This window comes from Nonomuraea sp. NPDC049684 (assembly GCF_044465345.1).
Lineage (GTDB): Bacteria > Actinomycetota > Actinomycetes > Streptosporangiales > Streptosporangiaceae > Nonomuraea.
The window spans coordinates 156,330-182,406 of sequence record NZ_JBITLO010000012.1; the positions used below are offsets into that span (position 1 = coordinate 156,330).

The 26,077-nt window shown below is 74.0% G+C and carries 24 protein-coding genes; 11 read left to right on the forward strand and 13 right to left on the reverse strand.

The genetic code is table 11. The features are described from left to right. Positions 1-16: 16 nt before the first annotated feature. Positions 17-1,165: a helix-turn-helix domain-containing protein gene (locus ACIBST_RS32880; RefSeq protein ID WP_397177314.1), complete on the forward strand. Its 1,149-nt coding sequence runs from the start codon at positions 17-19 to the stop codon at positions 1,163-1,165. A 54-nt stretch (positions 1,166-1,219) separates the two neighbouring features. On the opposite strand, the gene ACIBST_RS32885 is transcribed toward ACIBST_RS32880, so the two are convergent. Beyond that, entirely contained in the window at positions 1,220-2,188 is a 969-nt protein-coding gene (locus ACIBST_RS32885) for an NAD-dependent epimerase/dehydratase family protein (protein ID WP_397177316.1), read from the reverse strand. Between the two features lie 201 nt (positions 2,189-2,389). Here ACIBST_RS32885 and ACIBST_RS32890 point away from each other — a divergent pair, with 201 nt between their 5' ends. Continuing rightward, entirely contained in the window at positions 2,390-3,907 is a 1,518-nt protein-coding gene (locus ACIBST_RS32890; RefSeq protein WP_397177317.1) for a serine/threonine-protein kinase, read from the forward strand. Between the two features lie 60 nt (positions 3,908-3,967). Here the strand turns inward: ACIBST_RS32890 and ACIBST_RS32895 are convergent, their stop codons facing one another. Beyond that, positions 3,968-4,546: a hypothetical protein gene (locus ACIBST_RS32895; protein ID WP_397177319.1), complete on the reverse strand. Its 579-nt coding sequence runs from the start codon at positions 4,544-4,546 to the stop codon at positions 3,968-3,970. A gap of 236 nt (positions 4,547-4,782) precedes the next feature. Between ACIBST_RS32895 and ACIBST_RS32900 the strand changes: the two genes are divergently transcribed. Further along, positions 4,783-6,363 carry a glycoside hydrolase family 27 protein gene (locus tag ACIBST_RS32900; RefSeq protein WP_397177321.1) on the forward strand — a complete coding sequence of 527 codons (1,581 nt, stop codon included), beginning with the start codon at positions 4,783-4,785 and terminating at the stop codon, positions 6,361-6,363. Positions 6,364-6,401: 38 nt separating this feature from the next. Here ACIBST_RS32900 and ACIBST_RS32905 read toward each other — a convergent pair whose 3' ends face one another. Further along, positions 6,402-7,364, reverse strand: a complete 963-nt coding sequence (locus ACIBST_RS32905; RefSeq protein WP_397177323.1) for an NADP-dependent oxidoreductase — start codon at positions 7,362-7,364, stop codon at positions 6,402-6,404. Positions 7,365-7,464: 100 nt separating this feature from the next. On the opposite strand from ACIBST_RS32905, the gene ACIBST_RS32910 reads away from it, so the two are divergent. After that, positions 7,465-8,076, forward strand: a complete 612-nt coding sequence (locus ACIBST_RS32910; protein WP_397177324.1) for a TetR/AcrR family transcriptional regulator — start codon at positions 7,465-7,467, stop codon at positions 8,074-8,076. Here ACIBST_RS32910 and ACIBST_RS32915 read toward each other — a convergent pair. From ACIBST_RS32915 to ACIBST_RS32930, 4 genes are all read right to left on the reverse strand, one after another. Continuing rightward, positions 8,039-8,563 carry a dioxygenase gene (locus tag ACIBST_RS32915; RefSeq protein ID WP_397177326.1) on the reverse strand — a complete coding sequence of 175 codons (525 nt, stop codon included), beginning with the start codon at positions 8,561-8,563 and terminating at the stop codon, positions 8,039-8,041. The genes ACIBST_RS32910 and ACIBST_RS32915 overlap by 38 nt on opposite strands. A gap of 65 nt (positions 8,564-8,628) precedes the next feature. Continuing rightward, complete coding sequence (locus ACIBST_RS32920) at positions 8,629-9,642, reverse strand: NAD(P)/FAD-dependent oxidoreductase (protein WP_397177327.1); 1,014 nt, start codon at positions 9,640-9,642, stop codon at positions 8,629-8,631. Between the two features lie 45 nt (positions 9,643-9,687). Further along, positions 9,688-10,209, reverse strand: coding sequence for an isoprenylcysteine carboxyl methyltransferase family protein (locus ACIBST_RS32925; protein ID WP_397177329.1), 522 nt, complete (start codon positions 10,207-10,209; stop codon positions 9,688-9,690). Positions 10,210-10,242: 33 nt separating this feature from the next. Further along, the gene (locus tag ACIBST_RS32930) at positions 10,243-11,307 is read right to left on the reverse strand and encodes a type III polyketide synthase (protein ID WP_397177331.1); all 1,065 of its coding nucleotides are present in this window, start codon (positions 11,305-11,307) and stop codon (positions 10,243-10,245) included. 126 nt (positions 11,308-11,433) lie between these two features. Here ACIBST_RS32930 and ACIBST_RS32935 point away from each other — a divergent pair, with 126 nt between their 5' ends. Next, positions 11,434-12,306, forward strand: coding sequence for a UbiA family prenyltransferase (locus tag ACIBST_RS32935; protein WP_397177333.1), 873 nt, complete (start codon positions 11,434-11,436; stop codon positions 12,304-12,306). A gap of 33 nt (positions 12,307-12,339) precedes the next feature. On the opposite strand, the gene ACIBST_RS32940 is transcribed toward ACIBST_RS32935, so the two are convergent. The 3 genes from ACIBST_RS32940 to ACIBST_RS32950 form a co-directional block, all read right to left on the reverse strand. Further along, the gene (locus ACIBST_RS32940; RefSeq protein WP_397177335.1) at positions 12,340-13,527 is read right to left on the reverse strand and encodes an NAD(P)/FAD-dependent oxidoreductase; all 1,188 of its coding nucleotides are present in this window, start codon (positions 13,525-13,527) and stop codon (positions 12,340-12,342) included. A 50-nt stretch (positions 13,528-13,577) separates the two neighbouring features. Then, the gene (locus ACIBST_RS32945; protein WP_397177336.1) at positions 13,578-15,338 is read right to left on the reverse strand and encodes a glycoside hydrolase family 15 protein; all 1,761 of its coding nucleotides are present in this window, start codon (positions 15,336-15,338) and stop codon (positions 13,578-13,580) included. 76 nt (positions 15,339-15,414) lie between these two features. Further along, a complete protein-coding gene (locus tag ACIBST_RS32950; RefSeq protein WP_397177338.1) occupies positions 15,415-16,017 on the reverse strand; it encodes a YitT family protein in 603 nt (200 codons plus the stop codon). A gap of 63 nt (positions 16,018-16,080) precedes the next feature. Here ACIBST_RS32950 and ACIBST_RS32955 point away from each other — a divergent pair, with 63 nt between their 5' ends. Continuing rightward, positions 16,081-17,511, forward strand: a complete 1,431-nt coding sequence (locus ACIBST_RS32955; protein WP_397177340.1) for a PLP-dependent aminotransferase family protein — start codon at positions 16,081-16,083, stop codon at positions 17,509-17,511. A gap of 71 nt (positions 17,512-17,582) precedes the next feature. On the opposite strand, the gene ACIBST_RS32960 is transcribed toward ACIBST_RS32955, so the two are convergent. Together ACIBST_RS32960 and ACIBST_RS32965 are read right to left on the reverse strand one after the other, a co-directional pair. Then, a complete protein-coding gene (locus ACIBST_RS32960) occupies positions 17,583-18,197 on the reverse strand; it encodes a trimeric intracellular cation channel family protein (protein WP_397177342.1) in 615 nt (204 codons plus the stop codon). Between the two features lie 11 nt (positions 18,198-18,208). Continuing rightward, complete coding sequence (locus tag ACIBST_RS32965) at positions 18,209-19,699, reverse strand: peptide MFS transporter (protein WP_397177344.1); 1,491 nt, start codon at positions 19,697-19,699, stop codon at positions 18,209-18,211. Positions 19,700-19,847: 148 nt separating this feature from the next. On the opposite strand from ACIBST_RS32965, the gene ACIBST_RS32970 reads away from it, so the two are divergent. The 3 genes from ACIBST_RS32970 to ACIBST_RS32980 all read left to right on the forward strand — a co-directional run bounded on the left by ACIBST_RS32970 (position 19,848) and on the right by ACIBST_RS32980 (position 23,585). Beyond that, positions 19,848-21,701 (forward strand): AMP-dependent synthetase/ligase, encoded by a 1,854-nt coding sequence (locus ACIBST_RS32970; RefSeq protein WP_397177346.1) that lies wholly within the window; start codon positions 19,848-19,850, stop codon positions 21,699-21,701. A 102-nt stretch (positions 21,702-21,803) separates the two neighbouring features. Next, on the forward strand, positions 21,804-22,934 hold the full coding sequence (locus ACIBST_RS32975) for a hypothetical protein (protein ID WP_397177347.1): 1,131 nt from the start codon (positions 21,804-21,806) through the stop codon (positions 22,932-22,934). A 153-nt stretch (positions 22,935-23,087) separates the two neighbouring features. Then, positions 23,088-23,585 carry a hypothetical protein gene (locus tag ACIBST_RS32980; protein ID WP_397177349.1) on the forward strand — a complete coding sequence of 166 codons (498 nt, stop codon included), beginning with the start codon at positions 23,088-23,090 and terminating at the stop codon, positions 23,583-23,585. Between the two features lie 230 nt (positions 23,586-23,815). Here ACIBST_RS32980 and ACIBST_RS32985 read toward each other — a convergent pair whose 3' ends face one another. Next, on the reverse strand, positions 23,816-24,469 hold the full coding sequence (locus ACIBST_RS32985; protein ID WP_397177350.1) for an NAD(P)-dependent oxidoreductase: 654 nt from the start codon (positions 24,467-24,469) through the stop codon (positions 23,816-23,818). Between the two features lie 112 nt (positions 24,470-24,581). On the opposite strand from ACIBST_RS32985, the gene ACIBST_RS32990 reads away from it, so the two are divergent. Further along, positions 24,582-24,947, forward strand: coding sequence for a winged helix-turn-helix transcriptional regulator (locus tag ACIBST_RS32990; protein ID WP_397177352.1), 366 nt, complete (start codon positions 24,582-24,584; stop codon positions 24,945-24,947). A 140-nt stretch (positions 24,948-25,087) separates the two neighbouring features. Next, a complete protein-coding gene (moaA, locus tag ACIBST_RS32995; RefSeq protein ID WP_397177354.1) occupies positions 25,088-26,077 on the forward strand; it encodes a GTP 3',8-cyclase MoaA in 990 nt (329 codons plus the stop codon).

Genomic DNA, 26,077 nt, shown 5'->3' on the forward strand with positions numbered 1-26,077 from the left:
AAAAGGAGGCGGGCGAATGAGCCCCGCAGTGGTGAACGGCATCCACGCCCGCATGCTCGCGGCCGAACTCAGCCTGCTCAAGGCCGCCTCCGGCCTCGGGCTGGTGCAACTGGCCGGGCACACGCACTGCAGCAAGTCCTCGCTCCAGCGCTACCTCAGCGGCAAGCTGCTGCCGCCCCGCCAGGCCGTCGAGGCCATCAGCAGGGCGTGCCGCGGCGACACCGCGCGCCTGGTGGCGTTGTGGGAGCTGGCCGTGGCCGGTCCGCCCGAGCGGCCGCGTCCGGCGCAGCTCCCGCACGACGTGCCGGGCTTCACCGGCCGTTCCGCCGAGCTGGCCCGCCTGGCGGGCCTGCTGCCGGGCTCCGGCAACGCCATCGCGATCGCGGTGATCGACGGCGTCGCCGGCGTCGGCAAGAGCGCGCTCGCCGTGCACTTCGCGCACCGGGTGGCCGGCCGGTTCCCGGACGGCCAGCTCCACCTGGACCTGCGCGGCTCCGACGCCGGAGGTGGGCCGCTGCCGCCCGCCGAGGCGCTGGCCCAGCTCGTCCGGGCCCTCGCGCCGGACCTGCGGCGCCTGCCCGGCGACGCGGGGGAGCGGGCGGCCCTGTTCCGCAGCCTGATCGGCGGCCGGCGCATGCTCGTCCTGCTGGACGACGCCGCCTCCACGGACCAGGTCCGCGCGCTGCTGCCGGGCAACCCCGGCTGCCTGGTGCTGGTGACCAGCCGCCACCGGCTGGGCGGGCTGGTCGCCCGTGACGGCGCCCACCATCTCGCCCTCGGCCCCCTGACCGCCGCCGAGTCCGCCGACCTGCTGGCCGCCGCCGCCGGTGCGGACCGCATCGCCGCCGAGCCGGGGGCCGTCGCCGGCATGACGCGGTTGTGCGGATATCTCCCGCTGGCCCTGCGCATCGTGGCCGAGCACCTGGTGGTGAACCCGTCGCTCACCGTGACCGACCTCGCCGGTGACCTCGCCGGTGGCCTCGCCGGTGGCCTCGCCGGTGGCCTCTACGGCGAGCTCCCCGCCGAACACCGCCCGTACGGCGGTGGCCCGGACCGGCCCGCCGCCGTACGGGCGGCGTTCCCCAGGTCCTACCGCGGCCTGCCGCCGCAGGCCGCGCGGGCGTTCCGGCTGCTGGGCAGGCAGGGGTGCCTGGACCGGCGCTGAGCAGCCGCCGGGTGCCACATGCGCCGCGGGGCCGGGCACGGCGGATCGGCCCGGTCAGCGGTCGTGGCCCGCGCGCAGCCAGGAGACGTAGTCGGCGATCCCCGAATCGGTGTCGTAGGCGGGCTCGAAGCCGGTGTCCTCGCGCAGCCGGGTGACGTCGAGGCACAGGTCGCGGCCGGGGCCGGCGGGGTCGCGGCCCTCGCGCAGCTCGACGTCCGCGCCGGGCACGGCCCGCCGGATCGCCGCGGCGACCTCGCCGTTGGCGGTCATCCGGCCGGTGGCGACGTTGTACGTGCGGTGACGCAGCCGCTCGGCCGTCTGCAGCAGGGCGATCGCCCGTCCGCAGTCCTTGGCGTAGCACAGGTCGCCGCCGTCCCCGGCGTACGCGCCCCACGCGGGGCTCGTCAGGTCCGGCGCGGCGCCTCGCACGGCGGCGTGCACGAGCTGCGGCAGCAGGAAGAACGGCGAACGCGCGTGGCCGAGCGGCCCCCAGATCGCGCCGATGCGGAGGTTGACCACCTCCAGCCCGGCGGTCTCGGCCAGATGGCCGGCCACCAGCTCGCCGATCTTCTTGAACGTCGGGATCGGGTGGCCGGCCGACATCGTCAGCGGCAGGTCCTCGGCCAGCGGGCCCGGGGACTCGACGCCGCCGTAGACGCCGATGGTGCTGGCCAGGCCGAGCCGGGACACCTGCCATTCGGTGGCGGCGTGGAAGACGTTGAGCAGGCTCGCGACGGACTTCTCCACCCCCTCGACCGGCTCGTGCGCGCCGACCGGCCAGGGCATCGAGCCCGCCAGGTGCACGATTCCAGTGATCTTGTGCCGGTCGCCCAGGGCGAGCAGCGCCGCCCGGTCGGTGAGGTCGGCCCGCTCGACGACGAGCCGCCCCTCGGCCTCCCCGGCCAGCGACGCCGGCACCTCGGGGGCCCGGCGCTGGACGAGCACGACGGACTCGCCGAGGTCGAGCAGCGCCCGCGCGGTGTGCGTGCCGATGAAACCGAGCCCGCCCGTGATGAGGATCATGACCCCAACTCCTTAATCGTCAGTGCCACCGATCGTCAGTAGCGCTGATGATTACCGTAGTATGCGAACCCGGCGGCTGTCCAACGGGCGCAGGACGGGTCCCGCGCCGAACGGCGAGGTGAACCTGAGGGCGGCGGATCCTGATTCATCCCGCTAAAGTTCATGATTCGGTACCGCTGCTGTCCCAGGAGTCACCGCCTCATGCCGAACGCCGAGCCCTTACGTCCTGGAGATCCCACGTCCTTGGGGGCCCACCGGATCACCGGATGGCTGGCCTCCGGCGGGCAGGGGGTCGTCTACCTCGGCCAGCGGCCGGACGGGCGGCCCGTGGCCGTCAAGGTCCTGCATGGGATCGTGGCCGGTGAACGGTTCGCCGCCCTGACGGAGGCGGCCCGGCGGGTGGACTCGCCGGGCGTCGCGCGGGTGCTCGACGCGGCCTGGGGGCGGCTGTCGTACATCGTGAGCGAGTACGTGGAGGGGCCGTCGCTGGCCGAGGTGGGCCGGCTCGGCGGCGGCAACCTGCGGCACCTGGCGGTCGGCACGGCCACGGGGCTGGCCGCGGTGCACCGGGCGGGGCTCACGCACGGCGACCTCAAGCCGTCCAGCGTGCTGCTCGGCCGGGACGGCGCGCGCCTGGTCGGCTTCGGCACCGCGGGAACCGGCCCCGGTTCCGGCCGCGCCGGCGCGGGCACCGGGCCCGGCCACGGCTCCGACGGCGGCGCGGTGGCGTACATGGCGCCGGAGCAACTGGACGGCCGCACAGCGGGCGCGACGGCTGGGGCGACGGCGGACGTCTTCGCCTGGGCGTCGGTGATGGTGTTCGCGGCCACGGGCCGGCCGCCGTTCGGCGACGACGCCCCGGCCGCGGTCGCCGGACGCATCCTGCGCGGCGAGCCCCAGCTCGGCGACCTGCCGGACCCGCTGCGCGACATCGTCCGCGCCTGCCTGGCCAAGGATCCGCAGGACCGCCCGCCCATGACGGCCGTCCTGCCGCTCGTCCTGGGCGAGCCCCGCCCCGCCGGCCCGGAGCCTGCCGAGGACCACGAGGACCACGAGGACGCCCCGGCGGGGACGGCCGATGATCCGGCCGCCGCGCCGGCGGCCCGGTCCAGGTGGGCGGCGGGACGGCGGTCGCCGGTGCTGGCGCTGGCGGCCGGGGCGGTGGCCGTGTCGGTGGCGGCCGGCGTCGTGGTGTGGAACTCCGGCAAGCGCCAGGCGGACGCCGAGGTGCGGTCCGCCCGCGAACCCGTGCGCACGTCCGCCTCGGCGGGGCCGTCCAGGCACGGCACGGCCGCGTCGCGGCCCACCAGGACGCCGCAGCACCGCGCGACCCGTCCCACCCCCTCCGCCACAGGCCCGTCGGAACGCTCCACGACGCCGCCCGCCACCACCCGCAGGGCCTCCTTCGCGCTGGCGTACGTGCGCGTCCAGGGCCCCTCGACGGTCAACTCGGCCGGGGTCGCCTGCTACACCGGCGCGGTGAACTTCGCCGCCGGGGTGAACGCCACCCGCCCCGGCGCCGTCTACTCCTACCAGTGGCTCTACGACGGCAGGGTGATCGAGCGCGGCTCGTCCCGCTTCCCCGCCGACAGCCGCAGCGGCTACGTGAGCTCCAGGAGGCTCATCACGCCCGCGGCCGGCAGGCACACCGTCACCTACCGGATCCTGACCCCCTCGCCCAGGACGAAGTCGGTCAGGTTCACCAAGTGCGCGCCGTAGGCGGGCACGAGAAGGGCGGGCCCGCATGGTGCGGACCCGCCCTGATGGCAGCCATCGGCATCACAGCCCGTAGCTGACCACCCAGTATCCGTTGTACCGTCCGCCGTAGCAGGACAGCCTGGTCGGGCTGTGCCAGCTGCGCATCACGACGCCACCGCCGATGCGGCAGCGCAGCGAGGTCACGTACCGGTAGTTGTAACCCCAGTCGCGGTCGCCGTCCCGGTAGCGCTCGTCGTCGTCGCGCTCCTCGTCCCGGTAGCGGTCGTCGTCCCGGTAGCGGTCGTCGTCGTCGTAGCGGTCGTCGTCCTTGCAGCGGTCTTCGTCCTCGTACCGGTCGTCTTCCCTGTACCAGGCGTGGTCCCTGCCGTGGTCCCGGTCGTGGTCGTCGTCCTTGCAGCGGTCGTCGTCCTTGTCCCCGTCCCAGGTACGGTCGCCGTCCCAGTGGCGGTCGCCGTGGTGACGGTGGTGGTCGTGCCACCACGGGTTGTCGGCGCCGAGGTACGGACCCCTGATGTCGTAGCCCGGAGCCGTGTACGAGAACGGCTCAGGACGCGGGTCGGCGGCAGCCGGACCGGCGGTGACGAGCGGAAGGGCGCCGGCGGTGGCGCAAGAGACAAGTGTTGCGATGAGTCGTCGCATCACACCGATCCAATCACTGTCGATGATCTAACCGCTACAGATAGTAACCGCAGGTCAGCGACTTGAAACGCGGCCCGGAGGGCTCCGTGTCACCCCGTCGGCAGCCCTTTGCGCGTCGAACGGCAGGCAACAGAATCCCTCAAGACCCCTTGACTCCACACGCAAATCGCCGGACGATCCTGTTTGATTTAGTCGGATCATGTTGGGTCCTCACCCCTCGGTGTTGAAGGAGTCCCATGCGTGCGATCCTTCGGTCAACCCTCGCCCTGGCCCTCGCCGCGACCTGCCTGACCGCCCTCTCACCCCCCGCCGCCGCCCTGGACAACGGCCTGGCCAGAACCCCCCAGATGGGGTGGAACGACTGGAACAGCTTCGGCTGCTCGGTCAGCGACACCCTCGTCAGGCAGACGGCCGACGCCATGGTCTCCTCCGGCATGGCCGCGGCCGGCTACAGCTACGTCAACATCGACGACTGCTGGTCCACCAGGAGCCGCAACGCGGCCGGCGACCTCGTCCCCGACCCCCAGAAGTTCCCCGGGGGCATCAAGGCCGTCGCCGACTACGTGCACGCCAAGGGGCTCAAGCTCGGCATCTACTCCTCGGCCGGCACCACGACCTGCGCCGGCTACCCGGCCAGCCTCGGCAACGAGCGCAGGGACGCGGCCCTGTGGGCGTCCTGGGGCGTGGACTACCTCAAGTACGACAACTGCGGCGACCACCTCGGGCAGAGCGCGCAGCAGCGCTACACCGCCATGCGCGACGCGCTGGCCGCCACCGGCCGGCCCATCCTCTACAGCCTGTGCAACTGGGGCCAGGACGACGTCTGGACCTGGGGCATGCCGGTCGGCAACTCCTGGCGCACCACGGGCGACATCCAGGCGAACTGGGGCTCGGTGATGGGCATCCTGGACAGCCAGGCGGGGCTCGCGGCGTACTCGGGGCCGGGCGGCTGGAACGACCCCGACATGCTGGAGGTCGGCAACGGCGGGCTCACCGCCACCGAGTCGCGGGCCCACTTCAGCCTCTGGGCGCTGCTCAACGCGCCGCTCGTGGCGGGCAACGACCTGCGCTCGATGAGCGCCGAGACCCGGACGATCCTCACCAACGCCGAGGTCATCGCCGTCGACCAGGACTGGGGCGGCCGGCAGGGGCACAAGATCGCCGACAGCGGCGACCTGGAGGTCTGGCGCAAGCCGATGGCCGCGACCGGCACGGGCACGGGCTCGGTCGCCGTCGTCCTGCTCAACCGGGGCGGCGCCGCGGCCACCGTCTCCACCACCGCCTCCGCGCTCGGCCTCGGCGCCGCGGCCGGCTACTCCGTACGCGACCTGTGGGCCCACGCGACCGGCTCCTCGGCGGGCACGATCAGCGCCTCCGTCCCGGCCCACGGAGCCGCCATGTACGTCGTCACCGGCGGCGGCACGCCCCCCGCGGCCACCGCCCTCAAGGGCGCCGGCTCCGGCAGGTGCCTGGACGTGCCCGGCGCGTCCCAGACCAGCGGCACCCAGGTCCAGATCTGGGACTGCAACGGCGGCGCCAACCAGCAGTGGACCCCCACCGCCGCGGGCGAGCTGCGCGTCTACGGCGGCAAGTGCCTCGACGTCTACGACCGCGGCACCGCCGACGGCACCCGCGTGATCATCTGGGACTGCAACGGCCAGACCAACCAGCAGTGGCGGCTCGGCGCCGACGGCACGGTCACGGCCGTCGGCGCGAACAAGTGCCTCGACGTGCCGGGCAACGCCACCGCCAACGGGACCGGGCTGGTCATCTGGACCTGCAACGGCGGCGCCAACCAGCGCTGGACCCGGACCTGACCCGCTCAGGCCGCGTTCGGGCCCCGCTCAGGCCGCGTTCAGGCCACGCGTAGGACGATCTTGCCCTGGATGTGGCCCCGTTCGGCGCGTTTGTGCGCCTTCGGGGCCTCCTCCAGCGGGAAGACGCTGTCGACGCCGACGCGCAGCCGCCCGGCGTCGATCAGCTCGGCCAGCGCGGCCATCTGGGCCCCGTCGGAGTGCACCTGGCCGCCGCGGCGCACGATGCCGCGCCGGGCCAGCTCCTCGTCGTGGTACTCGCCGAAGAAGACCGGGCTGAGCGTGCCGCCGTCCTTGAGTACGGGCAGCAGCGTGTGGCCGCCGGGGCCGCCCACGGTGTCGATCAGGCAGTCCACGTCGCGCACCGCGTCCTGCGGCCGGACCCGGGTGTAGTCGACGAACTCGGCCACGCCCAGGTCCTTCAGGAACGCCTCGTGCCGGCCGGAGGCGACGCCGATGACGTGCGCGCCGAGGTCGGCGGCGAGCTGGACGGCGAAGTGGCCGACGCCGCCGGCCGCGCCGTTGACCAGGACCCGGCTGCCGGGCCGCAGCCCGATGACGTCGTGGACGAACTGGTAGGCGGTCAGCCCGGCCATCGGCACCGCGGCGGCGGTGACGTGGTCCACCGAGGCGGGCTTGCGGGCCAGGTGGCCGGCAGGGGCGGTGGTGTACTCGGCGTACCCCCTGCCGCCCTCGTCGCCGATGCGCGGGAAGCGGACGAGGCCGTACACCTCGTCGCCCTCCCGCCACTCGGTGACGCCGGGGCCGAGGGCCGTGACGACGCCCGACACGTCCGAGCCGGGGGTGAAGGGCAGCGCGACCTGCGGCCGCTTCGACGGCGGGATGTCGGCGAACCCCCGCCGGGCGTACCAGTCGGGCGGGTTGAGCGCGGCGGCGCGCACCTGCACCAGGACCTCGCCCGGCCCCGGCGCCGGCCGGGGCACCTCCTCCAGGCGCAGGACCTCGGGGCCGCCGACCTCGTGCACGCGGATGGCCTTCATCATCGATTCTCCTCGGGGAGACGGGCGCCGCTATGATGCGGAGCAGTGTTCCGGATCATAACCGGAGCACTGCTCCGATTGTCAATCGCCCGGAAGGTATCGGATGACCTCCACACCCCGGAACCAGCGCGCGGACGCCCAGCGCAACCGGGAGCGCATCCTGGCCGTGGCCGCCGCCGTCATCGAGGAGCAGGGCACGGAGGCGTCCCTGCGCGACGTCGCGCGCCGCGCCGAGGTCGGGCTGGGCACCCTCTACCGGCACTTCCCGACCAGGGAGGCGCTGCTGGAGGCGCTGCTGCGGCAGCGCTTCGACTCGCTCGCCGAGCGCGCCAGGACGCTGGCCGGCGCCGCCGCGCCGCACGAGGCGCTGCTGGAATGGCTGCGCTCGTTCGTCGCGGGCGCGGGCGCCTACCGGGGGCTGGCCGCCTCGATGATGGCCACGATCAACGACGAGGGCTCGCCGCTGCACGCCTCCTGCCACGCCATGCGCCAGGCGGGCGGACGGCTGCTGGAACGCGCCCAGGCCGCCGGCGAGGTGCGCTCCGACGTGACCGGGCTCGACCTGTTCGCGCTGGCCAGCGCGCTGAGCTGGATCGCCGACCAGGCCCCCTCGCTGGCCGCCCGCGGCGACCACCTCTTCGGCCTGGTCATGGACGGCCTGCGCCCCCCGGAGCGGCTCACCGGCCCGGCGCCCACCCCAGCGGCACCAGCCTGAGGTCGAACTCGACCTCCTCGTACGGCCCCTCCATCCCCCAGCCGCGGGCGCCCGGCACAGGCCGCCGCGCCAGCTCCTCCTTGACCGCGAACGCGGCGTCGGAGCCCAGGTAGGGGTCGCCGGCCAGGAGGTCGCGTTCGGGCCCCTCGCTGATCCACGCGCCGGGCTCGCGCCCGGGAGCGGGGGAGTGGAAGGGGCCCTCGACCGAGGACGGCGTCATGTTCTCCGGGCCGGCGTGGTTGACGTCGTCCACGGCGGAGGTGAGGCCGAGCATGTCCGACAGCGGCACGAACTCGTCGCGGTCCGGCGTGCACCACCTGCCGGTCTCGGCGAGGAAGGCCGGCCCGGCCCGCCACTCGGCCTCGGTGGGGCGCACCTCGTCCACGAACGCGTGCGGGTGGGCGATCAGCGCGCGGACGAGTTCGCCGACCCGCGGGTCGGGGGCGTCCACCTGGTCGAGCACCTGCCGCACGAGCTTGTCTGTCATGGCGACCGTCCTTGGGGGGACCGTGGGGGTTCATCGTCGGCGTGCGGCCGGGGCCCGGGGAAGGCTCAGGCCAGCACGCGGACCACGCCGGCGAACAGGCGGGGCAGCCGGCGCGCCGCCGGGACCACCAGGCGGGCCGTGCCGGGACGGCGGGCGGCCTGCACCAGCGCCGCCGTCAGCAGCCGGTGGGTGCGCGACAGGCGCAGCCACGCGCCGTCGTAGTCCTGCGGACGGTCCGCCGCCAGGCAGCCGACCAGCAGCTCCGCCGAGCGCACGGCCAGCGAGACGCCCTCGCCGGTGAGCGCGTCCACGTAACCGGCGGCGTCGCCGACCAGCAGCACGCGTCCGGCGCGGCGGGAGCGCACCGCCTGGCGCAGCGGGCCCGCGCCGCGCACCGGGGTGACGGCCGGGCCGCTCAGGCGGCGGGCCAGCCCGGGGAAGCCGCGCAGGTGCTCATCGAAGCCGCGCCGCGCCGAGCTGAGCACCGCGACGCCCACCAGGTCCTCGCCGACCGGCGTGACGTACGCCTCGCCCGCCCCCGACCAGTGGACCTCGACGAAGTCGCTCCACGGCTCGATCCGGTAGTGCCTGCGCAGGCCGTACCGGCGGGGGCCGCGTACCGGCAGGTCGAGGCCGAGCGAGCGGCGCAGCGGCGAGTGCAGGCCGTCGGCGGCCACCAGCCAGCGGGCCCGCAGCCCGATCGCGCTCACGCCGTCGCGGTCCTGGTCGGCGCGCGTGATCCGGCCGGTGACCGTCTTGACGCCCAGCTCGGCGGCCCGCTGCCAGAGCGCGGCGTGCAGGCTCGTGCGCCGGACGCCGAGCCCCGGCCCGGCGGCGAACGCGGCCCGCGCCTCCCGCCGCCCGTCGAGGTAGTGGATGCCGCGGAACCCCCGCCCCTCGACCGGCGCGCCCATCGCCGCCAGCGCGGCCACCCCGCCCGGCATGACGCCCTCGCCGCACGCCTTGTCCACCGGCGCGGCCCGCGGCTCGACGACGACCGCCTCCATCCCGGCCAGCGCCGCGTGGATCGCCGTGGCCAGCCCCGCCGGCCCGCCCCCCGCCACCAGCACGTCGATCACCGGCCCGCCTCCCGGCCACTCGTCGCGAGCACGTCGATCACCGGGTCATCCCCTGGTCGCGAGGGCGAGCGCGGCGTTCTCGCAGCGGATGCGCACCACCATCAGCGCGGCGTTGAGCAGCGTGAACGCCAGCGCCGTCAGCCACGCCGTGTGCACCAGCGGCAGCGCCAGCCCCTCGGCCGCCACCGCCACGTAGTTGGGGTGCCGCAACCACCCCAGCCGGTACGGCCCCCGCCGCACCAGCGGCAGCCCCGGCACCACGATCACCTGGGTGTTCCAGCGTGGCCCGAGCGCGGCGATGCACCACCACCGCAGCGCCTGGGCCGCCACGACCACCGCGAGCATCGGCCAGCCGAGCGCGGGCACGAACGGCCGCCCGGCCAGGGCCACCTCCAGCGGCGCGCACACCAGCAGCCCGGTGTGCAGGGCCACCATCCACGGATAGTGCCCCCGCCCGGTCACCACGCCGCCGCGCGCCATGCTCCACGCGGCGTTCCGCCTGGCGACGACCAGCTCGGCCAGACGTTCCAGGCCGACGAGCACGATGAGCACCAGATACCAGGTCACAGGCCAACCACCAGCCGATCGCAGGGACGGGGACTACCAGCGCAGCAGCACGAGCTCGGAGCAGAAACCGGGGCCCATCGCGATGAGCAGCCCCCAGCTCCCCGGCGCGGGCGGCTCCCCGGCCAGGGTGTCGCCGAGCACGTGCAGGACCGAGGACGACGACAGGTTGCCGTTGGCCGCCAGCGAGCGCCACGTCACGTCGAGCGCGCCCACGGGCAGCTCCAGCACCTCCGAGACCGCCTCCAGCACCTTCGGCCCGCCCGGATGGCACACCCACGCCGTCACCTCCCCGGCCGTGATCCCGTGCTCGGCCAGGAAGCCGTGCACGTCGTCGGCCAGGTAGCGGCGCACCACGGCGGGGACGCTGGCGTCCAGCATGACCCGGAACCCGGTGTCGCCCACCTGCCAGCCCATGACGTGCTCGGAGCCGGGATACAGGTGGCTGCGGGTGGCGACGACCGTGGGCCCGGCGGCGGGCCCGGCCGGGCCCCGCCCGCCGCCGCTGGCCACCACGGCCGCCGCGCCGTCGCCGAACAGCGCGCTGGCGACCAGGTTCGCGGGCGAGGAGTCGCCGCGCTGCAGGGTCAGCGAGCACAGCTCCACCGACAGCAGCACGGCCACGTGGTCCGGCCAGCCGCGCAGGTAGTCGTGCAGCCTGGCGATGCCCGCCGCGCCCGCCACGCAGCCCAGGCCGAAGACGGGCACCCGCTTGACGTCGGGACGCAGCCCGAGCGCGGCGGCCAGCCGGGCGTCCACGGACGGCGCGGCGATGCCCGTCACCGACGTGAACATGATCAGGTCGACGTCGGTCGGTTCCAGCCCGGCGGCGTCCAGGGCGGCCTTCACGCTCTCCAGCCCCAGCTCGACCGCGACGGAGACGAAGGCGTCGTTGGCCGCGCCGAAGCCGTTCAGCTTCTCGTAGCGGTCGATGGGGAGGGCCAGGTTGCGGTGCTCCACGCGGGCGCTGCGGTGCAGGCGGTCGAGGAGGCGGCGGTCGGCGCCGTCGGGCAGGCACAGGCGGGCGGCCATGTCGGTGAGCTCGGACTGCGGGTAGCGGTGGGGAGGGAACGCACAACGGACTGCGGCGATTCGGGTCATGCAGTGCTCCCTCGACAGGTCGCCCACAACACTCACTCCCCGCACGCTTCCCGCAAGGATGGTCATCTAAGCCATATGCGGCGCGTGGGAATTCTCCTTCCGGATCTGCCGGTCTACGATCACCGTGTGACCGACCCGGATCCCACGGCCGCCGCCGTCGCGCGCGGCGGGCCGGTCCGCACGGCCGTCGCGCTGGCGCTGGCCTGCCATCCGGGCCCCACCGTGGCCGTGACCGCGCTGGTCACCGCGCTGGCCGTGGCAGCCGGCCGGGACCCGGCCGGCTGCGTCCTGGTGGCCGCCGCGGTGCTGGCCGGGCAGTTGTCGATCGGCTGGTGCAACGACGCGCTCGACGCCGGGCGCGACGCCGCGGCCGGGCGCACCGGCAAACCGGCCGCCGACGGCACGGTGAGCGTGACCGCCGTGCGGGTGGCCGCGCTGGCGGCGCTGGCCCTGTGCGTGCCGCTCTCGCTGGCCTCGGGCCGTACGGCGGGGCTGGCGCACCTGGCGGGCGTGCTGGGGGCCTGGGGGTACGACTTCGGCCTGAAGGCCACCGTCCTGTCGTGGGCGCCGTACGCCGTCGGGTTCGGGGTGCTGCCGGCGTTCGTGACGCTGGGCCTGCCCGGGGAGCCGTGGCCGGCGTGGTGGGCGGTCGCGGCGGCGGCGCTGCTGGGCGTGGGCGCGCACCTGGCCAACGTGCTGCCCGACATCGAGGGCGACCTGGCGACCGGCGTGCGCGGGTGGCCGCAGCGGCTGGGGGCGGCGCGCGTACGGGTGCTGGCGCCGGTGCCGCTGCTGGCCGCCACCTGCCTGCTCGTCCTCGGGCCACCGGGCGCGCCCGGGGTGGCGGGGTGGGCGGCCATGGCGGCCGCGGCGCTGCTCGCGGCCGGGGGAGCGCTGCTGGCCGGCCGGTCCGCGCGGGCGCCCTTCGTCACCGCCGTCGCCGTGGCGGCCGTGGACGTGCTCCTCCTGCTCGCCAACGGCGCGGTCCTCACGGCCTGAGCCACGGTCCTGCCCTGACGGCCCGTCCCTGGGTCAGCCGCGGCGGGGGAGGCGTGCCGTGCCGCGCAGCCAGCGCAGGCCGACCGCCAGGGCCAGCGGTGCGGGCACCGTCCCGGCGCCGAGCCCGACCTCCACCAGCAGGTCGAACACCTCCTTGCGGCGCGCGGCGGTCGCGATGGCCGCGTCGATGAACCCCGGCGACTGCGCCAGCCGGGCCAGCACGTCGGTCGTGCGCAGGTGCCGCCCCAGCGCGCCGCGCAGCTTGGCCCGGTACCGGGCCAGCGGGTCGCCCGCCGCCGCACCTCCCGCCGAGGCCCCCTCGGCCGCCTCGACCACCGCCTCGGCCGCCAGCCGCCCCGACAGCAGCGCGTAGTAGATGCCCTCGCCGGTCAGCGGGTTGATCAGCCCCGCCGCGTCCCCGGCCAGCAGCACCCGCCCGCGGCCCGGCGCGGGCCGCCCGGTCGACAGCGGCAGGTGATGGGCGCGCAGGTCGCGCGCGGGCCGGTCGGGCAGCAGCTCGGCCAGCCAGCCGTGCAGCACCTGGCGGCCCGGCGCACCCGCCGCCCGCAGCCGGGGCAGCAGCATGCCGAACCCGACGTTCGCGGTGCCGTCGCCGATCGGGAACGACCACGCGTAGGCCGGCCAGCCCGCCCGCTGCATCGCGATGAGCTGCACGTCGTCGGCTTCGGGCACGTCGGCGTAGCCGCGCACGGCCAGGGCGGTGTGCCGCTCGCCCGCTGCGGGCAGCCCGATCAGCCGGCGCACCGCCGAGTAGGCACCGTCGGCCGCCACCACCGCGCGGGCCCGCAGCCGCCCGTCCAGGACGACCCAGGACCCGTCCTGGGCCAGCTCCCTGACGCGGTGGCGGCGCACCTCGACGCCCCTGGCCCCGGCCGCCGCCACCAGGCGCGCGTCGAACACCCGGCGCGGCACGACGTGGTTGGGCCGGGCCGCCTCGGCCGAGACGCGCAGCCCGCCCGGCGAGACCACGGTCAGCCGGGGCGTGGGCCGGTAGTCGTCGATGAGGCCGGGCAGGCCAAGCCGGTCCAGCTCGTCGCGGCCGTGCGCGGCGATGCCGTCGCCGCACGGCTTGTCGCGGGGGAAGCCGGCCCGGTCGAGCAGCACCACGCGCAGGTCCGGCCGGAGCTGGACGGCCCGCAGCGCCGCCGCCGAGCCGGCCGGTCCCGCGCCCACGACCGCCAGGTCCCATTCCTCACCCATGCGAGGTCTTGTCCCACTCGGCGCGGGAGCGGAAACCCGTTCCCGCCGGGTCAGGCCCGCGACAGCGCGCGGGCGGCGTGGATCAGGGGCACGTGGCTGAACGCCTGCGGGAAGTTGCCCACCAGGCGCCCGTAGCGCGGGTCGTACTCCTCGGCCAGCAGCCCGACGTCGTTGCGCAGCTCCAGCAGGCGTTCGAACAGCTCCCGCGCCTCCTCCTTGCGGCCCTGCATCGCCATCACCTCCACCAGCCAGAAGCTGCACGCCAGGAACGCGCCCTCACCGCCGGGCAGGCCGTCGACGTCGTTGTCGGCGGCCAGCGGATAACGTAGGACGAACCCGTCGGACATGAGCTCCTTCTCGATCGCCGCCACCGTGCCGGTCACGCGGGGGTCGTCGGGCGGCAGGAAGCCCACGACCGGGATCATCAGCAGCGCCGCGTCCAGCTCCGACGACCCGTACGACTGGGTGAAGGTGTTGCGGTGGGGGTCGAAGCCCTTGTCGCAGATCTCGGCGTGGATCGTGTCGCGCAGCTCGCGCCACTTGTCGACCGGGCCGGTGCGGCCGAAGCTCTCGACGTACTTGACGGCCCGGTCGAGGGCGACCCAGCACATCACCTTGGAGTGCACGAAGTGCCGGCGCGGGCCGCGCACCTCCCACAGGCCCTCGTCGGGCTCGTCCCAGTGCTCCTCCACGTAGTCCAGGAGCTGGCGCTGGATCGACCAGGCGCGTTCGTCGGCGGCCAGGCCGCGGGCGCGGGAGACGTACAGGCAGTTCATCACCTCGCCGTAGACGTCGAGCTGGAGCTGCTGGACCGCCTCGTTGCCGATGCGGACCGGGCGGGAGCCCTCGTAGCCGTCCAGCCAGTCGAGGCGCAGCTCGGGCAGGCGGCGCTCGCCGGCGACGCCGTACATGATCTGCAGGTCCTGGGGACGCCCGGCGATGGTGCGCAGCAGCCAGGACCGCCAGTCGGCGGCCTCGTCGAGGTAGCCGGAGCTGATCAGCGCGTCGAGCGTCATCGTGGCGTCGCGCAGCCAGCAGAACCGGTAGTCCCAGTTGCGCACGCCGCCGATGTCCTCGGGCAGGGACGTGGTGGGCGCGGCCACGATGCCGCCGGTCGGCGCGTACGTCAGCCCCTTCAGCGTGATCAGCGACCGGGTCACCGCCTCCCGGTAGGGGCCCTCGTAGGCGCACTTGCCGACCCACTCGGTCCACATGGTCTCGGTCTCGGCGAGCTGCTCCTCGGCGTCGATGCGCGGCGGCATCGGCTCGTGGGAGGGGTGCCAGGTGAACACGAACGGCAGCCGGTCGCCCGCCTTGACGGTGAACGTGGCCCGGTGGGCGTAGTCGCCGCCCTTGAGCGGGACGGGGGAGTGCAGCCACACCGAGTCGGGGCCGCCGACGGCCTGGAGGTGGCCGTTCGTCCGGCGCACCCACGGCACGATGCGCCCGTAGTCGAAGCGCACGCGCAGCTGGGTGGAGACCTCGACGCTGCCCGAGACCCCCTCGACGATGCGCACGACGTCGGGGTTCCGGTCGCGCGGGGGCATGAAGTCGATCACCCGGACGGTGCCGGTCGGGGTGTCCCACTCGCTCTCCAGGATGAGCGTGTCGGGCCGGTAGCGGCGCCGGGTGGCCGGCCGGCGGGCCGTCGGCCCCAGCCACCAGTGGCCGTTGCGCTCGCTGCCCAGCAGGGCCGCGAAGCACGAGGGGGAGTCGAACCTGGGCAGGCAGAGCCAGTCGATGGAACCGTCCCTCGCCACCAGTGCGGCCGACTGCATGTCTCCGATCAGCGCGTAGTCCTCAATCCGCATGCGCAAGACGCTACTCGCGCGCGGGCGATCCCGCGCCGGGCCGGGCCTGTCGCGTCAGGACGGACCCGGCGCGGGATCACGACAAGGGGAACCAGCGGGTGAACAGCTGGGTCAGCGGGCCGATGGCGAGGGCGAAGACCAGCGTCCCGACGCCGACGCTGCCGCCGAGCAGCCAGCCCACGGCCAGCACGGTGAGCTCGATGAGGAAGCGGGCCAGCCGTACGGACAGGCCGAGCCGCATCAGGCCGGTCATGACGCCGTCGCGCGGCCCCGGGCCCATGCCCGCCCCGATGTAGAGCACGGTGGCCAGCGCGATCGCGACCACGCCGAGCGCCACGTACAGCGACTGGACGACCAGGTGGGACGGCGTGGGCAGCAGGAGGATCGCCGCGTCGGCGAACAGGCCGAGGAACACCACGTTGCTGATCGTGCCGAGGCCGGGCCGCTGGCGCAGCGGGATCCACAGCAGCATCACCAGGGCGCCGACGCCGATGATGACGGTGCCGATGGACACGTCCAGCCGCAGGGCCAGGCCCTGGTGGAAGACGTCCCAGGGGTCGTTGCCGAGGCCCGACTCCACCTGCAGCCCGATGCCGGCGCCGTACAGGGCCAGGCCGCCGTACAGGCGCAGGAGGCGGGAGGGGAGGGAACTCAGGCGGGGGACGGTTGCTTCGCTCATGATGGCCCCATGGTGGCAGGCCACCTGGTTGCCAAAACAGGGCCAATCATGGAAAGTGGCCTTATGAGGCATTTGTCGGCTGCGCAAGTGGCCCGGCTGGTCGACGTCGATCCGGCCGCCCGGCCGTACTACCGCGCCCTGGCCGACGGCGTGCGCGCGCTCATCATGGACGGCCAGATCCCCGTACGCGTGCGCATGCCCGCAGAACGCCACCTGGCCGAGACCCTGGGCGTCAGCCGCACCACCGTCACCTCCGCCTACGACCTGCTGCGCGAGCGCGGCTACCTGGACAGCAGGCAGGGCTCGGGAAGCTGGACCACCCTGCCGGACCCGGCCACCACCCGCGAGAACCCCTGGCTGTCCACCGGCGACGACGGCCTGATCCAGCTCCACTGCGCCGCCCCGCCCGCGCCCTCCGCGCTGCGCGAGGCCATGGCCGAGGCCCTGGACGACCTGCCCAGGTACGGCATGGGCAACGGCTACGACCCCATGGGTTTGCCGGTCCTGCGCGAGCGCGTCGCCGCCCGCTACACCGAGCGCGGCCTGGCCACCCGGCCGGACCAGATCGTCGTCACCACCGGCTCCCAGCACGCCATCCAGCTCGTCGCCGGGCTGCTGGTCGGCCCCGGCGACCCCGTCATGGTCGAGTCGCCGACCTACCCGCACGCCATCGACGTGGCCCGCCAGCACGGCGCCCGGATCGTGCCCTTCGGCATCTCGCACGAGGGCTGGCAGCCCGACCTGATGGCCGCCACGATGCGGCAGTCGGCCGCCCGCCTGGCCTACCTCATGCCCGACTTCCACAACCCCACCGGCGCCCTCATGGACGACGCCACCCGCGCCGCCGTCGCCGGCGCGGCCCGCCGCAACGACGTCATCCTGCTGGTCGACGAGACCTGGAGCGAGCTGGCCCTGGACGACGTGCCGCGCACCGCGCCCATGGCCGCCTTCGACACCGACAGCCGCGTGATCAGCATCGGGTCGGCGTCCAAGCTGTGGTGGGGCGGCCTGCGCATCGGCTGGATCCGCACCACGGCCGCCCTGGCCCGCCGGCTGGCCCGGCACCGCGCGGTCGTCGACATCTCCAGCCCGGTCATGGAGCAGCTGGTCACCGCCCGCCTGTTCGAGCGGATGGCGCAGACCCGCGCCGAACGCCTGCGCGGCCTGCGCGCCTCCCGGGACGCGCTGACCGCCGCGCTGGCCCGCCACCTGCCGCAGTGGACGTACACGCCGCCGCGCGGCGGCGGCACGCTGTGGGTGCGGCTCAACGGCGACACCTCCACCACGCTCGCCGACGCCGCCGCCTCCCACGGCGTGCGCCTGGCTCCCGGGCCCTGGTTCGGCCTGGAGGGCACCCTGGAGGGCTACCTGCGGCTGCCGTTCACCCTGCCGCCCGAGACCGTGGCCGACGCCGTCGCCCGCATCGCCCGCGCCCGGATCCAGGGCCCCACCGGCGCCCGCCGCCACCCCGACTCGCTGGTGCCGATGGTGTGAGGGGCTCGCTCGTGCGTGGTGCGGGGGCTACTCATGCGTGGTGCGGGGGCTACTCGCGCGTGGTGCGGGGGCTAGGAGTGTTCCTCGGCGCCCTTGGCCAGGGGCGCGCGCCAGTTGCGGCGCATCGCGGTGATGCGCAGGCCGAAGGCCAGCAGCGCGGCGGCGAGCGTGGCCGGCCAGCCGTGCATCCCGGCCGTGGACAGGCCCGCCATCACGGCCGAGCCCAGCAGCGCGGGCACCGCGTAGAGCTGGCGGTCGTACAGCAGCGTGGGGATCTCGCCGGCCAGCACGTCGCGGATCACGCCGCCGCCGACGGCCGTCGTGACGCCGAGGATGGTGGCGTGCAGCGGGCTGAGGCCGTACTCCAGGGCCTTCTCGGTGCCGACGGCCGCGAACAGGCCGAGACCGGCCGCGTCGAGCACGAGGATGACCGGCATCACGCGGGCCACGTGCGGATGCCAGAAGAAGACGATCACCGTGGCGGCCACCGGCACCAGCACGTACCCCAGGCTCTGGAAGGCGGCCGGCCGCACGTTGAGAATGAGATCGCGGACCAGCCCGCCGCCGAGCGCGGTCATCTCGGCCAGGACGCCCATCCCGACCACGTCGAGCCGCTTGCGCACACCCATGAGCGCACCGGTCAGTGCGAAGACAAAAATACCGACAAGGTCGAGAATTTCAGACACGTTGGATGTTTTTACCGGATCGGCGGCATGGCCGCCGCATGGTAGTGCTCGGCCATGAGCACCCGCAGTTTCCGCGTGAACAGGAACATCGCCAGCCCGGCCGCGATCGCCATGATCGCCAGCACCAGGTAGTACATCGGGTCGGACAGGTAGCGGGTGAGCCGCCCGGTCTGGCCGCCGACCGCGTCGCCCACCGACACCGCGATGAACCAGATCCCCAGCATCTGCCCCTTGAACGCCTCCGGCGCTAGCTTCGTCGTCACCGACAGCCCGACCGGGCTCAGCGACAGCTCGCCGAACACCTGGATCAGGTAGACCAGCACCAGCCACCACACCGACACCCGCCCGCCGGTCGCCAGCCCGGCGGCGATGGCCATCACCACGAAGCTCAGCCCCACCATGACCAGCGCGAACCCGAACTTCTGCGGCGTGCTCACCCGCACCCCGAGCTTCACCCACAACGCCGCGAACACCGGCACGAAGATCATGATGAACAGCGGGTTGAACGACTGCGTCGTCGCCGCCTGGATCGGCACCCCGAACAGCTCCAGCCGGGTGTGGTCGGCGGCGAAGAACAGCAGCTTGCTCGGCGCCAGGTCGTAGATCATCCAGAAGATCGCCGCCGCCACGAACAGCCAGATGTAGGCCTTCATCCGGCTGCGCTCCTCGTCGGTGAGGCTGTGGCTGCCCAGCAGGATGTAGGCGAAGTAGACCACCGGCACGATCAGGATGACGATCGTGATCGCCAGCGCCAGGCGGTCGATGGTGAGCGTGCCCGTGGCCGCCCACGCGCCGAGCGCGACGGCGGTCACCGCCACGCCCGCCCCGGCCGCCCGCCCGAACCGGCGGCGCTCGGGCGGCGTCAGCCGGACGCCGGGCCGCTCCCCGACGCCCCGCAGGTTCCGGCCGCCCCAGACGTACTGCAGCAGGCCGAGGGCCATGCCGACGGCGGCGGCGCTGAAGCCCAGGTGCCAGCGGTCGCCGTCGGCCAGCCAGCCGACGACCAGGGGAGCGAAGAAGGCGCCCAGGTTGATGCCCAGGTAGAACAGGGAGAAGCCGGCGTCGCGGCGGCCGTCCTCGTCCTCGCCGTACAGGCGGCCGACCATGACCGAGATGTTCGGCTTGAGCAGGCCCGTGCCGCTGATGATGAGCAGCAGCCCCAGCCAGACGAAGAACGACGTCGTCACCGGGATCGCCATGCTGATGTGGCCCAGCATGATGACGAACCCGCCCCAGAACACCGACCTGCGCGCCCCCAGCACGCGGTCGGCGATCCAGCCGCCGGGCAGCGCCACCAGGTAGATCAGCGCCCCGTAGACGCCGACCACCGCCTGCGCCGTCTCCTGCGACATGCCGAGGCCCTTGTGGGCGGGCGAGGCCGCCATGAACGTGGCCAGGATCGCCCGCAGGCCGTACCAGCTGAAGCGCTCCCACATCTCCGTGGAGAACAGGGTCGCCAGCCCCCACGGATGCCCGAAGAAGGTCCTTCCGCCCTTGCTCATGCCCGCCCTCCCGAGACACGTACGGCACCTGGACGATCACTCTACGTGACCGCGCCGACTGTTTCCCGTCTGGGTCTTGCCGCTGTCCAGAGGGTGTGGTGCGATGCATGCCACCTGTGCAAGTGATTACTGACTGGAGGCGGGTGCCATGGCCGAAGTCCTCGACGTACGGGCCGAGATCGAGCGGGAGATCGCCGGTCGCACGGTCTGCGAACAGCTCAGGCAGGTGGCCGCCCGGCACCCCGACGCACCCGCGTACTCCGACCCCGACGGCTCGGGCAACCCCGGCGGCTGGACCACGTTGACCTACGGCCAGGCGCGGCGGCGCATCCTGGAGATCGCGGCCGCCTTCGCCGCCCTCGGCCTGCGCCGCGGCGAATCAGTCGCCATCATGATGGTCAACCGCAGCGAGCACGTGCTGGCCGACCTCGGCGCCGTGCACGCCGGCGGCGTGGGCTGCACGGTCTACTCCACCTTCGCGCCCGACCAGATCGCGTTCGTGGCCGGCGACGTGGGCGCCCGCTTCGCCGTGCTGGGCGGCCCCGCCGAGCTGGCCCGCTGGCAGCCGGTGCTCGACCGGCTCGACGGCCTGCGCCGGATCATCATGCTCGACGGCGCCCCCGACGACGAGCGGTTCCTGTCCTGGGCCGACTTCCTCGACCTCGGCCGCGCCCGCCTTGCCGAGGACGAGGCCGCCGTCGAGGCCCGCGCCCGCGAGGTGGCCGCCGGCGACGTCGTCACCGTGCTCTACACCTCCGGCACCACCGGCATGCCCAAGGGCGTGCCGCTCACCCACACCAACGTCTTCTACGAGGCCGCCGCCACCGACCGCATCACCTCGCTGCCGACGCACGGCACCCAGATCTCCTACCTCACCTACGCCCACATCGCCGAGCGCATCCTCAGCCTCTACCTCCCGCTGGTCAAGATGTCGCACGTGCACTTCTGCACCGACCTGGCCAACCTCGGCGCCACGCTCGGCCAGGTCAGGCCGATGATGTTCTTCGGCGTGCCGCGCGTGTGGGAGAAGATGATGGCCCGGCTGCTGGCCGTGCTCGCCACCCAGCCGCCCGAGCAGCAGGCCGCCGTACGCGAGGCCATGGCCGCCGGCGCCGCCTACGTCGAGGCCGGCCAGTACGGCGGCACCATCACCCCCGAGATCCAGGCCGCCTACGACAAGGCCGACGCGGCCCTGCTGTCGGTCGTCCGCGGCATGATCGGCTTCGACCGCGCCGAGTGGACCGCGACCGGCGCCGCCCCCCTGCCCGCCGAGGTCCAGCACTTCTACGCCGGCCTCGGCCTCAAGGTCATCGACGTCTACGGCATGACCGAGACCACCGGCGCCTTCACCGGCAACAGCCCCTCCTGCTACCGCCTGGGCACCGTCGGCAGGGCCGAGCCCGGCGTCGAGGTCCGCATCGCCGAGGACGGCGAGATCCTCACCCGCAGCCCGCTCAACACCGGCGGCTACCTCAACCGCGCCGAGGCCACCGCCGAGCTGCTCGACGCCGACGGCTGGCTGCACACCGGCGACATCGGCACGGTCGACGAGGACGGCTTCTACCGCGTCGTCGACCGCAAGAAGGAGCTCATCATCACCGCCGGGGGCGAGAACGTCTCGCCCGCCGAGATCGAGAACCACCTCAAGGAGCACCTGCTCATCGGCCAGGCCCTCGCCTATGGTGACAACCGCCCGCACCCGGTGGCCGTCCTGACCCTCGACGGCGAGACCGCGCCGGGCTGGGCGCAGGCCCGCGGCATCGGCTTCACCTCCCTGGCCGAGCTGGCCGAGCACCCCGACGTCCTCAAGGAGGTCGCGGCCGCCGTCGAGGCCGCCAACGCCAGGCTGGCCAGGGTGCAGCAGGTCAAGCGGTGGGCGCTGCTCGGCACCGAGTGGACCGCCGAGACCGAGGAGCTCACCCCCAGCCTGAAGCTGAAGCGACGCGTCATCCACGCCAAGTACGCCGACGTCATCGAGTCCCTCTACGGCGACGCGCGCTGAACCCGCGCACCCGTCGGCACCCGTCGGCCCCCGGTCGGCTTTGCCATAAGGGGTGCGTGTCGCGGTCCTGGTCATGACCGGGCGGTTCCTAGCGTCTCGCTCATGACCAGAAGCCTCCTTCTCGTCTCGCTCGCGGCGGGGTCGCTCACGGCGCCCGTGCCTGCGTATCCCGCCGCGACCGAGCTCGCCATCCGCGCCATCACCGTACGGCCCGCGAACCCGGTCGTGGGGGCCCACGACTCGGTGAGCCTGGTGATCGACGTGATCGCGCGGGGCGCGCGCGGCAAGAACGGCGTCACCGTCAAGGTGGAGCCCGGCGCACCGCCCGGCCCGCTGCTGTCGGCCAAACCCCCGGTCGAGGACACCACCGACCTCCCGCCCGCCGCCGAACCCGGCCTCCAGCCGCCGGCTGTCTCCGGACCGTCGGAGTCCTCCTCGTCCGCGGAGCCCGGGTCGTCGTCGGAGCCCGCCGGGTCCACCGGGTCCACCGGGTCCACCGGGTCCACCGGGTCCGCCGGGCCCGCGGGGCCGTCCGGGTCTTCGGCCGCGCCGGGCGGTCCGGCCGCCGCCGTGCAGGGGAGCGTGTACGCGGATCCCGCCGCCGTCCCGGTCGAGGGGCTGCGGGCCCTGATGCCGCTGCCCCTGACGGTCGCCGCCGCGCCGGCCGCCGAGCCTGCCGCCGCGCCGAGGGCCGACCTGCAGAAAGCCCCGTCCGCCGGCACGCTGCCGCCCCGGCTGGTGTGGCGCCAGGGGGCGACTCCGCCGGCCCGGATGGCGGCCGACTGGCAGACCTGGCGTTTCCTGCCCGACAAGAAGCTGAACCGCTTCTACCCGACCGGCACCTGGACGATCAGCGCCACCGCCAGGGACGCGGACGGCGCCACGGTCACCGAATACGCCTCCTTCGAGCTCAGGAGGGCGACCAGGCTGTCGTCCGTCCGGGTGGAGAGGTCGCCGAAGTCCGCCGGCGGCGTGCGCCTGCGCGGCTCGCTGACCAGGATCGACCCGCGCGGCTTCACCGACTTCGGGCCGTACGCCAAGCAGCGGCTGCGCCTCCAGTGGCGCGGGGAGGGCTCGCCGGCCTGGGAGGACGTGGCCGAGACGACGACCGACGCGGCCGGGGCCTTCGTGCAGACGGTGCCGCCCAGGAGAGGCGGCCTGTGGCGGGTGCACTTCCCGGGAACCCCCCACTACGCGCCATACACCACTAAACCCCGACAAATCGCCAGTTAACGTAATAAAGCACGCACAAAAAACCGCCGGGGTATTTGTCGTTATCTAATCGTGATCTGTCGTATCGCAACTTTTCTTTACCCTTACGCGTCATTAGGCGTTGACGTGTCCCGTCCCTGGGGCGCGTCCGAGACGGGGAAGGATTTGTTTTTGATGATGCGACGTCTAGCCGCCGGACTGGCCGCGGCCGCTCTGGGCGCCACGATGGTGGCCACCGCCGCCGCCGCGCCCGCCCTGGCGGACACGGACCCCGATCCCGACTTCGCGGGCGGGAGCACGAGCCTCCAGCTCGACGTCAACCCCGAGCCGGCGCGGCGCGGCAGGGCCCTCGACATCCAGGGCAAGCTGTCGGTGTCCTGCGACGAGGACTACATCAGCGGGTTCGTCGCGGTGCACCACGCCGACTACTGCAAGGACAGCGAGCGCTGGCACCGTCTGGCGTGGAAGCGGGTCGTGATCCTCTTCCAGGCCGACGGCAGCGACGAGTGGGACTACGTCGAGTCGGTCCGGACGAACCGGGACGGCTCCTTCCGTACCAGCGAGCGGGCCTACACCTCGGGCACCTGGCGCGCCGTCTTCGAGGGCTCCAGGTACCTGGCCCCCTCCGAGGGCAAGGACTGGGTGAAGGTCTACGGCGGCCGCCACCACTAGCAGCACCGGCGGAAGCCCGGCCGCAAGGCCGGGCTTCCGGCATGTCCGGCCCCGTTCGGAGCCTCTCCCGAGGCTTCCCGGGCCGTTCCCGAGCCGTTCCCCGGGCCGTTCCCGAGCCGTTCCCCGGGCCGTTCCCGGGCTGTTCCCCGGGCCGTTCCCAGGCCGCTCGCGAGCCGTTCCCGGCCCTGTTCCGAGCGTCTTCCGAGCCGTTCCCGGGCCGGTCGTCGCCGTCAGTAGCCCACGGCGACCTGAACCCGGTGGTGCCGCGGGTCCTCGATCTCCGCCACCACCGCCGCCGCCAGATCGGCGTAGGAGAACACCGGCCCGCCCTCCTCGGCGGCCATGACCTGCTCCCCGCCGAACCGGTGCCGCCCGCTGCGCTCGGCCCGGTCGTCGAGCACCACCGGCGGCGGCGCGATCACCACCCAGTCCAGCGCCCCGCCCTCCTCGCGCAACACCTCCAGCTCGGCGGCGTGCCCGAGGGAGAACGTCCGGGCGTCCTCGGGAAAGCCGGGGGTGTCCACCAGCCGCGTCCCCGGCGCGACCTCCAGCAGGGTGCCGATGCCGAGGGCCACCAGCCGGGGCACGCCCGCCGCCGCCAGCCCGCCGGTCAGCGCCCGCGCCGCCGCCGTGTAGAACTCCGCGGACGGCACGTCCAGCCGGACGCTCGCCTGCACCGCCACGTCGTGCCCCGCCGCGACCGCCGCCACGCTCTCCCGGTCGGTCACGTCACCGGCCACCACCCGCACGCCGTCGCCGGACGGCCCCGCGTACCGGGACGGGTCGCGCACCACGGCCGTCACCTCGTGCCCCCGCTCCAGGGCCTGCCCGGCCACCCGCGCGCCGGCCCGTCCGCCGCCGCCGAAAACCACGATCCTGCTCATCGTCCGCCACTCCGTCCGGCGGCCGGCACACCCGGCCGCGTCCGGCAGACGGTAGACGCCCGACGGTCACTTCCCGCAACGATAGTGAGCCTCCGCCGCCTAGCATGGACGCATGGCCGAACCCCTTGACCCCGACATGTTCGCCGCCTGTGTCCCCCTCGCCCCCGTCCGCGTCGGCGACAAGTGGACCGCCAAGATCATCCGCTGTCTGGAGCAGGGCCCGAGACGCTTCACCGAGCTGCAGGTCCCGCTGCGCGGCATCACCCCGAAGGTCCTCACCGCGTCCCTGCGCGCCATGGAACGCGACGGCCTGCTCACCCGCACGGCCTACCCCGAGATCCCGCCCCGCGTCGAGTACGCGCTGACCACCCTCGGCCGCAGCCTGCTCGCGCCCATGGCGGCCGGCTGCGAGTGGTCCAGGCGGCACCTGTCGGAGCTCATCGACGCCCGCGAGTCCTGGCACGCCGCCCACCCCTGACGGTCCCGTCCCGGCTGCCCCCGAGGAATCGATCACCGGCGCGGCGTGTTGCCTGCCAGGGAGAGGCAGGCGGTTTTGAGCGCCGCGCGACACCCGTCGTAGTCTGGCTCTCTGGCGAAACGGACAGGAGGTGACGCCCCATGTTGCGAGACTCGTTCGGACGGGTGGCCACGGATCTGCGGGTGTCCCTCACGGACAAGTGCAACCTGCGCTGCACGTACTGCATGCCGCCCGAAGGGCTCGACTGGCTGCCCACGGCCCAGCTGCTGACGGCCGACGAGATCGTCCGGCTGGTGCGCGTCGGCGTCGAGCGGCTGGGCATCACCGAGGTGCGCTACACCGGCGGCGAGCCGCTGCTCCGGCGCGAGCTGGTCGACATCGTCGCCCGCACCACCGCCCTGGAGCCGCGTCCCCAGGTGCTGCTGACCACCAACGGCATCGGCCTGGCCCGGGTGGCCGAGCCGCTGGCGCGGGCCGGCCTCGACCGGGTCAACGTCTCGCTCGACACGCTCGACCCGGCCACGTTCAAGCGGCTCGCCCACCGCGACCGGCACGCCGACGTCATCGCGGGGCTGGCCGCCGCCGACGCGGCGGGCCTCCGCCCGGTCAAGGTCAACGCGGTGCTCATGCGCGGCGTCAACGACCACGAGGCCGTGCCGCTGCTGCGCTTCTGCCTGGAACGCGGCTACGAGCTGCGCTTCATCGAGCAGATGCCGCTCGACGCCCAGCACGGCTGGACCCGCGAAGGCATGATCACCGCCGACGAGATCCTCGAACGCCTCTCGGCCGCCTTCGACCTGACGCCCGACGACCTGGAGCAGCGCGGCAGCGCCCCGGCCGAGCGGTTCCTGGTCGGCGGCGGCCCGGCCCGGGTCGGCGTGATCGGCTCGGTGACGCGCCCGTTCTGCGGCGCCTGCGACCGGGTCCGGCTCACCGCCGACGGCCAGGTGCGCAACTGCCTGTTCGCCACCGAGGAGTCCGACCTCAAGACCGCCATGCGCGCGGGCGCCTCCGACGACGACCTGGCCGCCCGCTGGGTCGCCGCGGTCGCCCGCAAGCGCGCCGGGCACGGCATCGACGACCCGTCCTTCCTCCAGCCGTCCAGGCCGATGTCGGCCATCGGCGGCTGA